The following is a 13,284-nucleotide window of genomic DNA, read 5'->3' on the forward strand; positions in this document are numbered from 1 at the left end:
AGTGATGCAGCAAAATAGGGCATTTAGGGGCCAATGGCTTTGGCTCCTGGAGAAGCTACGCGGTGCCGCCGACCGTCAGGCTGTCCAGCTTCAATGTAGGTTGGCCGATACCCACCGGCAAACTTTGCCCTTCTTTGCCGCAGACGCCGACGCCTTTATCAAATGCCAGATCATTGCCAACCATTGAAATCTGTTGCATCGCCTCAATACCGGAGCCGATCAGCGTGGCACCCTTAACTGGTTTGGTGATGCGGCCTTTCTCGATCAGGTAGGCTTGGGTGGTGGAAAATACAAATTTGCCGGAGGTGATATCCACCTGACCACCGCCAAAGTTCGGCGCATACAGGCCGTACTCAACGCTGGCGATGATCTCTTCAGGTATTGACTTGCCCGCCAGCATGTAGGTATTGGTCATACGCGGCATCGGCAGATATGCGTAGGACTCACGTCGTCCATTGCCAGTTGGTGCCATACCCATCAAGCGCGCATTGAGTTTATCTTGCATGTAGCCTTTCAGAATGCCGTTCTCGATCAACACGTTGTACTGACCCGGCACACCTTCGTCATCAATGGCCAGCGAACCACGGTACCCCTGTAGGGTGCCATCATCCACCACAGTGCACAATTCGGAAGCTACCCGTTGGCCCATCTGGCCACTGAATACTGAGGTGCCGCGCCGGTTGAAATCGCCTTCCAGGCCATGGCCTACCGCTTCGTGCAACAGTACCCCTGGCCAGCCAGCTCCCAGTACCACCGGCATATTGCCTGCAGGGGCTGCCACAGCAGTAAGGTTCACCAGCGCCATGCGCACCGCCTCTTTGGCGTAGGTGTCGGCGCGCGTTTCGCCGTCAATGTTTTCTAAGAAGTAGTCATAGCCGAGACGGCCTCCACCACCGCTGGAACCGCGCTCACGCTTGCCGTCTTGTCCCACCAGCACACTGACGGAAAGGCGCACCAGTGGACGCACATCCGCCGCCAAGGTGCCGTCGGTAGCCGCTACTAGCATCTGCTCGTAGATGCCGGTTATTTTGGCGTTCACTTCTTGCACGCGTGGGTCGGTGTTACGCGCTACTTTGTCAACGCGGTGCAACAGCGCCATTTTCTCTTCGCGCGACAGGCTCTGCAACGGATCGAGCAACGGATACCGCGCCTGATGGCTGATTTCGCCCAGGGTGTGTGCCCTGCCATTGCCGCTGTCGCGCACAATGCTGCGCGCTGCCTGCGCGCTTTGCTGCAACGCATTTAGGGTGATCTGGTCAGCATAGGCAAAGCCGGTTTTCTCGCCGCTAACGGCGCGAACACCGACACCCTGATCGATATTGTAAGACCCATCCTTGATAATGCCATCCTCAATAATCCAGGCTTCGTGATAGCTGGACTGAAAATAAAGGTCAGCGTAATCGAGGCGGCGTTCTGCCAGTTGGCCCAGTACCTGGTATAGGTCTTGATGGCTCAGCTTATTCGCCGCAAGTAACTGCTCACTGACAAATGTCAGACTCATAATTTTTTCACTCTTGAAAGGAAGATATCGCCGCAAACGGTGCTGTCAGCGGCCTCTGCTCATGCAGGGGTTGCAAGCCAGTGGGGCAGTGTTTTTCAGTTAGTATTCCTCATGGCGCTTTATCCTTCTTTGGCTTACGCAATACTTCGTTGATTTTCGGCTGATCCAGATAGCCGCTAATGTGGTAACGAATCAAGGAAATCTTGCTTCATAATGGCCCCAATACCTGCGAAGCAGCAAATACCGCTGCACCGACGATGGGGTTGACGACAAACGCCGTTGCTACGCCAACGGTGGCTGAAACCGCCGGTGCCAACACCGCTTCCATATCGATCCGGTTGCGCGACAGGTCAATCTGACCGCTCATGGTGATATCCGCCACCAATCCCTCAACCAATAAGTTATCGGTATGCATTATGCCATCTTTTAGCGATGTGGTACTGCGGATAGAATGAAAGTAGAAACCTTTGCCGAAGGTGTCGCTGAAATAGAACTGCAACTTGCGCAACAACGCGTCAAAACTCACTAGTCGCAGAAGTTGCCTAGCGCGACCACCGCCGATGCTGTCAATCTCGCCCTTGCCTATCTTGACCTGCAATGTACTGCTGAGGGTATCCACCTGTGGCTGCCAGGGCTACCCATGCCAGTACAGATCAAAATCCATATTATATGGCCCGCCTTTCAGCGGCGTGGTAATGCCAAGGAAGGCGGTGGTTTCTGCCCAGCAGCTTGCCTTTGAGTGAGCTGCGCGCTCCCTGTGTAGCGCAGGCCAGTTACGCAAGGAGAGCCTCTCAGCCTTAGAGTCAACCGCTCCCAGCGGGCTTTTGCCGTTCGCAAGCTGTGGATTGTAATAGAGATAGGTGATATTGGCACACTACGGCCCGCGATCCACCATCTGTAGGCTGCCGTCCATTTCGTCGTCCTTGGAGCTCACCTGAACTCTACCGTACTGCTGCTAGGCCGCTAGTGTTAGCTTGTTATAAACCTGGCCGCCCAGCAGCAACTGTGGCGTTTTAAGCATCACGGTGTTTGGGAAACTGAAGACGCCCAAGCCGCCACTAGCGTTTTGCCATGCTGCGCGTGCCAGCGTCACCTGATTTTTGGCAAAAAGCCATTCACTGTTAAAATGACTCTGTTTACCCGTGCTGCCAGTCAGTGTAAAGCCGTTCAACCCACCGCTGACCTTCACCCTCAATGGCCGTGCTTCACCCGCTGGTTTGCCTAGCGGAGGAGGTAAGTGACTGCTTACTTTTGTGAGATCCGCATCTACGCCGATGTCATAACTGACCATACCCTGATGCGGTAGCACAATGGCAATCCGACGCTTCCAAGATGCGCTGCCGCCAAGCTTGTCGGCCAGATCCTGCGGCAGGCAGGGAAATTTGGCTGGCTGCCAGTCTGCCTTCAAACTAACGTCAACTTTGTAATCGCGTTCGCCTTCTTGAGTATTGAAGTCCACGACCATAGGCTGCCCAAACCAGTTGGCCGACAGGGTGTCGCTTTGTAGGTTGCCATTGTCAAAGCGAAATTTGCCGCTCAGTTGATTCATTTCGCTTCCCAGCGGCTTCACCCGCAGCGAGTTTTTGTGTAAAGCCACTTCCCCCGTGGCTCTCACCTGTTCGCCATCCAGCGGGATATCAAGATGTAAACGTCCGCTGACATTACCGCCAAGTTGCAATTCATCTAGCGCTGCGCCAAGCGAATCATGCAGCGGGGTCTGTTTGAAATAGTCGTGAACATCAGTACCGGCTCCCACCAGCTCGGCGTCAATCAGCAACCGTTCCTTAAGGTAGTCTGGGATAACCGCACTGACATTTTTGCCGTCAACCTTACCCAGCTTGGTGTGCGCCGCTTGCATCCACAGCCCGTCGTTGATGAAATCGAGGTCGATCGCCAGATCGGTCAGCGCCGATCAGCCCGGCTGGAACTGGAAGGTCGAATGACGCAAAGGAACCAACACCTCAAACAGGCCTTCGTTTTTGTGATATGGGAAGTGCTGTAGATCGCCTGCATAGAGCAGTGTGGCGTTATCTACTTGCCCGCCCTGAATGGCTCTACTCAGGTAATCCACTAGTGGTTTGCCCATGAGCGGTTCCGGGAAGTAACGCCAGGCGTCCACGCCGTTATACAGGCAGATGCCCGCTAGGATACTTAACCAAGGGGCACCCTTGGCTGGCTGCTGGTAGCGAAAATCGCCGTTGACCCACAGTGATTTGGCTTTTACCTCTAGCCCCTCGCTCGCTAATTCCCAGGCTTGATCGTGGTAACGCCAGGTCAGCGTCACCATGTGCGCTGCTAATTTCCAGCGGGGCGCGGAACATGTCGTCGTAGGGCAACGTGCTGTCGTTAAGACTCAGCGTCAGGCGCCCCTCTGCCACCCCGCCGCTGAACACACCGTAGAAGTGATCGATGCCAGGCAATAGTTTCTAAGGCTGCCAACTGACACCCTGCCAAAGAGCCTGAAAGCGGGTCTTTTCCCGCTGTTTCAATGGGATGTCCAGCGCCAGCGCCGTAAGCTTGCCCTGCGGCTGTAAATCATTCCAGCGCTCCAGCAAATCCAGGCTAAGGAACGAGAAGGTCGGCAACAATGCCGACAGGCGCTCTAACTGAATGTCCATCGCATGTATACGCAATTCTGCGTTCTGGCTCGACGCGGTGCTTTCAGGTAGCCACAGTGCCGTAAAGCTTACTCTGCGGCCAAGCCTGCCCATCGGTGCTCAGCCGCCACTGCGGCACATCGACAGCACAAAATTATCCATGTTCAACTGGTGTTGTTTGTTGCCTATACCCCAGTTAGCCGTTCCTTGCTTCAGTAGCGCATTGCTGCCAGCGATTATGCCATTCTGGATCTGCAACCAAGCCGCCAGGCTAAAATCTGCATTTTCCAGTCCGGTGTTGGCATGCAACCAGTGGGTAAACCAGGGCTTGATATCGATATTGTCAGCTTGAAGATAAATCGTACCGGTATTCAATAATCCTTTTTTATCAATAAGATCTATGCGCAGTTGTACCACAATTAGCTTGATGGCCGTCACCGCCAAGTATAACATTAAGATCAAGTTGGAATTGGTGGAAGGTGAGGTCGCGAAACTGCCAACGCCAGTGTAACAGCGATTGCCACACGTCCCGCTCTAGTGTAAGGCGTTCAATACGCAGGTTGCCTTTGGGCAAGGTGGCACCTATGTTGCGCATTTCCAGCCGCGGGCCGTAGGCTTGCCAGCTACCTTGAATAAAATCAACCTGTATGGGTATGCCAGAGAGACTGGCTACTATCGCCAGCAACTGCTGGCGATAGTGGTTCAATTCGGGCAGCACCAAGCGCAGCCCGCTGAAATAACAATCACCGTTGTGCCTGTTGCTAACAAAATCCCAGGCAGTCGCCTCACGCAGTTCCCCTTGCTTCCGTTTGTATGGCAACGGAAATATCTATGCATTAACAGGCTCAGCGCCTTGCCGGATGGGTTACATCATGACAACGTCGAACTGCTCTTGGCTGTAAAGCGGTTCGATCTGCACCTTCACCTGCTTACCGACAAAAATTTCCACTTCGGCAAGCGCGTGAGACTCTTCACTCTTCAGAGCTTCGCTGACCGCCGCCGAGGCATATACCAGAAAACGATCCGAATCATAAGCGTGATGTACATGTACAATCTCACGCAGGATCTCGTAACATACGGTTTCCACCGTTTTTACCGTGCCGCACCCGTTACAGGCAGAGCAACTGTGGCATAACACATGTTCAATGCTTTCACGCGTCCGTTTGCGCGTCATTTCAACTAAGCCTAGCTGAGAGAAACCGTTGACCGTGGTTTTTACCCGATCTTTACTCAACCCCTGCTCCAGCGAATGCAGCACCCGGCGGCGATGCTCTTCATTATCCATATCGATAAAATCAATGATGATAATGCCGCCTAAATTGCGCAAGCGTAGTTGACGGGCGATGGCTTGAGTGGCCTCGATATTGGTGTTGAATCTGGTCTCGTCGAGATTGCGGTGGCCGACGAAAGCGCCAGTGTTGATATCGACGGTGGTCATCGCTTCGGTTTGATCGATGATCAGGTAGCCACCCGATTTTAGCGCTACCTTGCGCTCAAGCGCCCGCTGGATCTCGTTTTCCACGTCGTACAGGTCAAAGATAGGCGGATTGCCAGTGTAGAGCTCCAGCTTACTGGTGATATCCGGGATGTATTCATCGGTAAATTCCACCAGCAGATCGTACGTCAGCCGTGAATCAACGCGGATACGTTCAAGCGCTGCGCCAGAAAAATCGCGCAAAATACGCTGCGCCAGCGCCAGCTCGCCATACAACTTGTACTTGGTTCGGTTGCGTTTTTTACGCTCCAGCACTTTGGCCCACAGGCGCTTAAGGAAGTCGGCATCCTGCGCTAGCTCTTCTTCACCGATACCCTCTGCTGCGGTACGAATAATAAACCCACCCAGTTCGTCGCAGTAAGCAGCAACGGCGTTCTTCAAGCGTTCACGCTCGGCTTCGCTGTCAATGCGCTGCGATACCCCAACGTGTGCTGCCCCCGGCATAAACACCAGGTAATGCGAAGGCAGAGTGATGTCGGTGGTCAGGCGCGCACCCTTAGTGCCGAGCCGATCTTTCACCACCTGCACCACCAGATCCTGCCCCTGGCGCACCAGTTCAGCAATATCGCGCACATGGAAGTTATTTTGCTCATCGCCGGCGACGCATTCAGTATGCGACATGATATCGGAAGCGTGCAGGAAGGCAGACTTATCCAGACCGATATCGACGAACGCCGCTTGCATCCCCGGTAAGACACGGCTAACGCGACCTTTGTAAATATTGCCGACGATGCCGCGTTTGGATCCGCGCTCAATATGGATCTCTTGCAGAATGCCCTCATCGATATAGGCAACCCGTGTTTCAGACTGTGTGATATTAACCAGTAGCTCAGTTGTCATGCCTTTTCCTCAGAGCAAATTGATGGTCGCGCCCCTCAGTCGGCTCTCACATCACCTAATGCGACAAAATTACTGAGTGGCTCATGGGTTTTAACCAGCGGCAGAACCATCATAGCGTGATAACTCCCGGTTATCGTTCTGACGAAATAGCAGCCTTTTCCTTGAATTCCTTAGGCTCCCGCTTTTATCCATAAGCTCACCTCTTGCAATATAGTCGCCTATGTCTTGTCTCGCGGTGATAGATCGCGGAATGTTACGTCGGTCACCACCCGTTGGCACAGCACTTTATGGCGATCGGCGATAGCCACCGCCGTCATTACCTGATGCTGTTTACCCGACAGCGCCGCCAGCATTTTCGCGGCACGCGTTTCATCCTGCGGTTTCTATAGTACCCACCCGTTGAGCACCACTAGGGTATCCGCCCCCAGCACCGGAAGATCCTGCGGTGCCAGCATCACGCCCGCTTTGGCCTTATCCTGCGCCAGGCGACACACGTAGGCGGCGGCTTCACCTTCCTGACGCTGCTCTATGGTATGCGTCAGCAAAATGTCAAGCGGCACACCCAACAGAGTCAGTAATTCGTGTCGGAGTGGAGAGCCGGAAACCAAATAAAGAGCCATCATTGATATACCCTTACTGTACCGCAAACTGACGGCGAAATTTGCGCGTCAGTAGGAATAACCATGGCCACAGAATGACGTTTACCACACTGTTCCAGAACACCGCTGGGCGGAAAGAAAGGTTGATCAATAAAAATTCTGCCCAGAACACCACTACATCCATCACCAGTGACAGCAACACCACGATCAATGCTTGTTGCCACAGCGCTATATTGCGGAAAAGCTCGCATTTGAATGCCACCAGATAGGCGATGATACCCAGCGCCAACGCACGTACGCCAAGCGTGGAGCCGAGGATCAGATCGATGATCAGTCCGAGCAGAAAGCCAGTGCCGACATTGACCCGGTGCGGCAACGCAATCACCCAGTAAATCAGCACCAACTCCAGCCAAGACGGGCGAAACATATAGATTTGTTCCGGCCACGGCATGATTTGCAACACTAACGCCAACAAGAATGACAAACAGATGATCCAGCGCTCGTGGATGCAGTAGCTATATGGGTTCCTGCGGCCAGCAGCGGTGACGGTGGCCCAACAGCTTCAACTGGCGGCAGCACCTGCGGCATCATCTGCATTAAGCGCTCATTAACTACCCGGTGTACTTCTCCCGGCGGCAGCGGCATATCGCCGTTGCGATCTGTACCCCACAGCAGCATCAGGTAACGCAGGCGTTGTAGCCCAGCGGTGGGCCGAGCCTGAATCATAGTATAGGTGCGCTGGTTATCCACCTTGACGGACGAAACCACCGCCACAGGATAACCTTCCGGGAAGCGGCCACCCAGGCCAGAGGTGACCAGAACATCACCCACCCGGATATCGGCACTGTTCGACAAATGTTCCAGTTGTAAATCGTCGGCGCAGTCGCTACTTGCCGCTATCACCCGTATATCGTTGCGCAGCACTTGAATTGGCAGCGCGTGTGCAACGTCGCAAATCAGCAGCACGCGGCTGGTAACCTTGGCCACCGCCACCACTTGACCAACCACCCCCTTATCGCTGATCACTGGCTGGCCTTCATATACGCCGTTGTCCGATCCCTTGTCGATCACCACCTGATCGCTGTAAGGATCAGCACTGGTGGAGATCACATGGGTGACCATCATGTGCTCATCCTTGCGCAACGGCGACCCCAACAGCTCGCGCAATCGGGTGTTCTCCTGCTTGAATTGGTCAAGAATAAGAAGGTCGCTGTTTTTCAGCAGCAGTTCCTTGCGCAGAGCGCGGTTTTCCAGTTTTAATTCTTGGCGGGTAGCCAGCGTTTCTGACAGGCTGTCTAAAGCTTTGCGCGGCCCATTGGAGAGAAAATAGAAAGGACTGACGGCGGTATCCATGTAGTTGCGTATCTGCAAGAATGCATCGAGCCGTCTGTCAGCAACGATCAGGCTAATGGCTACAGTCACCGCCCAAAAGAGCCGTAATTGTAGGGAAGTCCCTCTGCTGAAAATTGGCTTCATAAATTATGCGAGTTCTTCGACAACAGAAAGAGAAATCGTACCCAATTTTCGCGGTGCACAATCATCCGATACGATCCCTCCTCACAGGGCAGGCTAATCTTCGCTGAACAAATCGCCGCCATGCATGTCGATCATTTCCAACGCCTTGCCTCCGCCGCGAGCCACGCAGGTTAGCGGATCTTCTGCTACAATGACCGGAATGCCGTTTTCTTCCATCAATAGGCGATCGAGGTTACGCAGCAACGCACCGCCACCGGTCAATACCATGCCGCGCTCGGAAATATCGGAAGCCAGCTCAGGTGGGCACTGTTCCAACGCCACCATCACCGCGCTGACAATGCCAGTCACAGGTTCCTGCAAGGCTTCAAGGATTTCATTGGAGTTCAGGGTAAAGCAGCGCGGCACGCCTGTGGCCAGGTTACGGCCGCGAACTTCGATTTCTCGCACTTCGTCGCCAGGGTAAGCCGAGCCAATTTTATGCTTAATGCGCTCGGCGGTGGCTTCACCGATCAGTGAACCGTAGTTACGGCGCACATAATTAATTATGGCCTCATCAAAGCGATCACCGCCGATGCGTACCGAAGAGGAGTAGACCACGCCGTTCAACGAAATCACCGCCACCTTAGTAGTACCGCCACCGATGTCCACCACCATGGAACCAGTGGATTCTGATACCGGCAAACCTGCGCCGATCGCCGCAGCCATCGGTTCTTCAATCAAAAACACTTCACGCGCGCCAGCTCCCTGTGCAGATTCGCGGATAGCGCGGCGTTCAACCTGGGTTGCACCGACAGGCACACAGACCAGCACACGCGGGCTTGGGCGCATAAAGTTGTTGCTATGAACCTGTTTTATAAAGTGTTGTAGCATTTTTTCGGTCACGAAGAAGTCAGCAATAACGCCATCTTTCATCGGGCGAATTGCCGCGATATTACCAGGGGTGCGCCCCAACATCTGTTTGGCGTCATGGCCTACAGCCGCAACGCTCTTCGGAGAACCGGCACGATCTTGGCGGATGGCAACCACAGACGGTTCATTCAATACAATACCTTGTCCCTTAACATAAATCAGGGTATTAGCAGTACCCAAATCGATGGACAAGTCATTGGAAAACATGCCACGGAATTTTTTAAACATAACTAAAGGATAATCCTGCAAGCTGGGGGCAGAAAATAAAATCCGCCTACTTTACCAACCACACGAAGTAGCGACAAGGCGCAAAACGTTCTACTTCGATGAAAAATAGTCCATATTGTTGCTGTTCGAGTGCAGAAAAATGGGATGAGCACTGAATTCCCTGAACAAAGGCTTAGTTTGCCCCCTTTTCCGCGCCCAAAACGCCGTTACACAGCGCATATACCCGTCATTCTTCAAGTTGCCTGTGCGTTAGCTTCCCTCGCTCACCCCAGTCACTGACTGGGGATTGGGGATTAATGAACCTTATCCCTGAAGTTCAGCCTGTGGCCCAGAGCAAGCGGTGTCCAAATCAGTTCCCGACCGATTTGTCGCTGCATTGCCGCCTTCCGGAAACTCGAATTATTTAGGGTACAAAATCTAACATACTTCCTAATTGTCGCCAGTGGTAAGCGCCGACCTACGTTCGGCCAGAAAAAGGCTGATAAATAGCACATCTCAATTAGACATCATTGTCGCAGGTAGTTGACAAATAAAATAGCTCAGATTAATTGGCGCTCATTCTGGCATTGTTGAATAAATCGAACATTTGGCCGGCACGCGGATCAGATCACTCTCCTTCTGTCAAAATAGCGACATGCCGTGGCCCAGCAAAAGTTCAACATCACCAACTGGAAGGCTTACAACAACGCCCTTATCACTCGGGGTTCACTCACTTTCTCCGTGGATGAAACGGCACTTCACGCCTGGTACTGCGAGGCAAAACCTTCTCTGCGTGGTCGCCCACCACATTATTCCGATATGGCAATCACCAGCGTATTGATGCTGAAACGGATTTTCGGCCTGACACTTCGCGCCCTCCAGGGCTTCATCGACTCCAGTGTCACACTGATCAAAGTGCCGTTGAATTGCCCGGACGACACCTGCATCAGTAAGCGGGCGAAGTCCGGCCATGTCCCGTTTAAAACCGCAACGCCAGGTGAAATTGCGCACCTCGTTATCGACTCTAGCGGGCTCAATGTGTTGGGTGAAGGGGAGTGGATAGCAAAAAAACACGGTCAGGAAAAACGGCTTATCTGGCGAAAATTACATTTGGCCGTAGATATAGAAACACATGAGGTCATCTGTGCTGACCTTTCCTTGAGCAATGTCACCGATACCGAAGCTTTCCCAGGTCTTATCCGCCAGAGGTACAGTAACATCAAAGTCGCCTCGGCGGATCGGGCTTAGGATACGCGAGTGTGTGATGATGAGTTAAGGGGCAAGAAGCTCAAGGCGTTAATACCGCCCAGCAGAGGAGCCAGTGATTGGTCGGCAGACTATGCAGAGCGAAATCAAGCGGTGGCGAACCAGCGCCTTACCGGAGACAACACACGGTGGAAAAGTATCACAGGCTACCACCGACGTTCGATAGCGGCAACAGCGAGGTACAGAGTAAAACAGCTATTTGGTAGTCACCTGTCGCTGCGAGATTATGATGGGCAAGTTGCAGAGGCGCTGGCCATGATCTGTGCACTAAACAAGATGACGCTCGCCGGTATGCCAGAAAGATGCCCATTCACGGGACTCTTTATTCCAAATCCGATTTATTCAACAATGCCGACTCAATCACTCGGCTATGCTGGTTCACCTTAATCGGGTATACCAGAATATAGTCGTCCTTATAGCTGAAGGTGTCACGCGCGCGCTTGAAAGCAGCGTTAATCGAGCGTAGCCGATGTTTCAGGATCTGCGGGAAACAAAACAATGCGGGGAGACGCTGACCTTTTTTCTGACACTCTTTCACCAGTTCCGCCAGATTGACGCCGCGCCTGCGGAAAATCGGGGTTCGGAAATACGCTGATGTGGCCTTGTTCATTTTTCATTAACGTCATAGTAACTATTACCCCATTGGGCAACGTTATAAGTGCTCAGCATCTTACTGGCATTACGAACATTCATGACAACCTCCTGCACTGCGTACAAAGATAGAGTGTGAGCATTCGATGGAGTGACAGCGTCAACTGTGGGTGCCAGCAGAATATAACTGCGCATCGCTGTTATATCCAGTTTAAAACTTCATCCTTGACATCGTTCCGCTACAGTCAATGCGCTGTGCGCATTATATACTAATAGTCACCGGAAAAAGTGAAATAAAAATTCACTGGTATCTGTTTAAGAAGATTAAAATAGCACTGGTAACTTCTCTACTAAAAAACAGAAAAAAATGACTGGTAATCCGGCTAAACCCCGCCCTAAAATGGACGTCCAGAGGTTAATCCATCTATAACTGATAAACTGCTTAACGACTTTGCCTGAAGGGCGTTGCAGGATACATCTCACACCATCAATGGAAGGCACTTTATTTGATGCCAAAATGCCAAGGCTGTGCAGTAATTTCTAACCCGTTTTATGCAAGGTAAAGGATACAATGGCTAAACACTTATTCACGTCAGAATCTGTCTCCGAAGGCCATCCTGACAAAATCGCTGACCAAATTTCCGATGCCGTTCTCGATGCAATCCTGACGCAAGATCCGAAAGCACGCGTTGCCTGTGAATCCTACGTCAAAACCGGCATGGTATTGGTCGGTGGTGAAATTACCACCAGTGCCTGGGTCGATATCGAAGAGATCACCCGTAAAACCGTGCGTGAGATTGGCTATGTTCACTCGGATATGGGTTTTGACGCCAATTCTTGTGCCGTACTGAGTACCATAGGCAAACAGTCCCCAGACATCAACCAAGGTGTTGACCGTATCGATCCATTGGAACAGGGTGCTGGCGATCAGGGCCTGATGTTTGGCTATGCCACCAACGAAACCGAGGTGTTGATGCCAGCACCGATCACTTACGCGCACCGTCTAGTGCAGCGTCAGTCCGAAGTGCGTAAAAACGGCACCCTGCCGTGGCTGCGCCCAGATGCTAAGAGCCAGGTAACATTTAAATACGACGATGTAAAGATCGTCGGCATTGACGCTGTCGTTCTCTCCACCCAGCATGCCGAAGATGTCGCTTTGAAAGATCTGCAAGAAGCGGTGATGGAAGATATCATCAAATGGGTGCTGCCGACAGAATGGCTGAGCGCGAGTACCCAATATCACATCAACCCAACTGGCCGTTTTGTTATCGGTGGCCCCATGGGCGACTGTGGCCTGACTGGCCGTAAGATCATTGTCGACACCTATGGCGGTATGGCTCGCCACGGTGGCGGGGCATTCTCCGGTAAAGATCCGTCCAAGGTTGACCGTTCTGCCGCTTACGCCGCACGCTACGTGGCGAAAAACATCGTCGCCGCTGGTCTGGCTGACCGCTGTGAGATCCAGATTTCCTACGCTATCGGCGTGGCGGAACCCACTTCCATCATGGTAGAAACTTTCGGTAGCGAGAAAATTTCTACTGAGCAACTTACCCTGCTGGTACGCGAGTTCTTCGACCTACGTCCATATGGCCTGATTAAGATGATGGATCTGCTGCAACCGATCTACAGCGAAACCGCCGCCTATGGCCACTTTGGCCGCGAGCACTTCCCTTGGGAAGCAACAGACAAATCAGCACTGCTGCGCGATGCCGCTGGCCTCAAATAAGCCCGGACATTGATGTGAATACGGCGAATCTAGGCTCGCCGTATTTATTTTTATCGAGTGGACGTTTGACATGGCCC

The 13,284-nt window shown here is 52.7% G+C and carries 7 protein-coding genes and 4 pseudogenes; 3 read left to right on the forward strand and 8 right to left on the reverse strand.

The window, feature by feature from the left end; all coding sequences use genetic code 11:
• Nucleotides 1-55: 55 nt before the first annotated feature.
• The 7 genes and pseudogenes from tldD to mreB form a co-directional block, all read right to left on the reverse strand.
• Nucleotides 56-1,501 carry a metalloprotease TldD gene (gene tldD, locus AACL06_RS05350; RefSeq protein WP_339036315.1) on the reverse strand — a complete coding sequence of 482 codons (1,446 nt, stop codon included), beginning with the start codon at nt 1,499-1,501 and terminating at the stop codon, nt 56-58.
• 109 nt (nt 1,502-1,610) lie between these two features.
• Nucleotides 1,611-4,887, reverse strand: a pseudogene (locus tag AACL06_RS05355) (YhdP family protein).
• A 76-nt stretch (nt 4,888-4,963) separates the two neighbouring features.
• A complete protein-coding gene (gene rng / locus AACL06_RS05360) occupies nt 4,964-6,433 on the reverse strand; it encodes a ribonuclease G (protein ID WP_339036318.1) in 1,470 nt (489 codons plus the stop codon).
• A 35-nt stretch (nt 6,434-6,468) separates the two neighbouring features.
• A pseudogene (locus tag AACL06_RS05365) lies at nt 6,469-7,056 on the reverse strand (Maf family protein).
• Between the two features lie 10 nt (nt 7,057-7,066).
• On the reverse strand, nt 7,067-7,540 hold the full coding sequence (gene mreD / locus AACL06_RS05370; protein WP_339038301.1) for a rod shape-determining protein MreD: 474 nt from the start codon (nt 7,538-7,540) through the stop codon (nt 7,067-7,069).
• The gene (mreC, locus tag AACL06_RS05375) at nt 7,495-8,508 is read right to left on the reverse strand and encodes a rod shape-determining protein MreC (RefSeq protein WP_339036321.1); all 1,014 of its coding nucleotides are present in this window, start codon (nt 8,506-8,508) and stop codon (nt 7,495-7,497) included. The genes mreD and mreC overlap by 46 nt, the downstream gene beginning before the upstream one ends.
• 93 nt (nt 8,509-8,601) lie before the next feature.
• Entirely contained in the window at nt 8,602-9,645 is a 1,044-nt protein-coding gene (gene mreB, locus AACL06_RS05380; RefSeq protein ID WP_339036323.1) for a rod shape-determining protein MreB, read from the reverse strand.
• A 566-nt stretch (nt 9,646-10,211) separates the two neighbouring features.
• Between mreB and AACL06_RS05385 the strand changes: the two genes are divergently transcribed.
• A complete protein-coding gene (locus AACL06_RS05385; RefSeq protein ID WP_339036325.1) occupies nt 10,212-10,373 on the forward strand; it encodes a hypothetical protein in 162 nt (53 codons plus the stop codon).
• Nucleotides 10,306-11,277, forward strand: a pseudogene (locus tag AACL06_RS05390) (IS5 family transposase). Before AACL06_RS05385 ends, AACL06_RS05390 begins: the two are co-directional and overlap by 68 nt.
• Here the strand turns inward: AACL06_RS05390 and AACL06_RS05395 are convergent.
• Nucleotides 11,237-11,658, reverse strand: a pseudogene (locus AACL06_RS05395) (arginine decarboxylase); the annotation flags it as partial. The pseudogenes AACL06_RS05390 and AACL06_RS05395 overlap by 41 nt on opposite strands.
• Before the next feature lie 394 nt (nt 11,659-12,052).
• Here AACL06_RS05395 and metK point away from each other — a divergent pair.
• Nucleotides 12,053-13,207, forward strand: a complete 1,155-nt coding sequence (metK, locus tag AACL06_RS05400; protein ID WP_339036327.1) for a methionine adenosyltransferase — start codon at nt 12,053-12,055, stop codon at nt 13,205-13,207.
• The last annotated feature ends 77 nt before the right edge of the window (nt 13,208-13,284 follow it).

Origin of the sequence: Serratia symbiotica (Periphyllus acericola) (genome assembly GCF_964019515.1) — a bacterium.
GTDB lineage: Bacteria > Pseudomonadota > Gammaproteobacteria > Enterobacterales > Enterobacteriaceae > Serratia > Serratia symbiotica_D.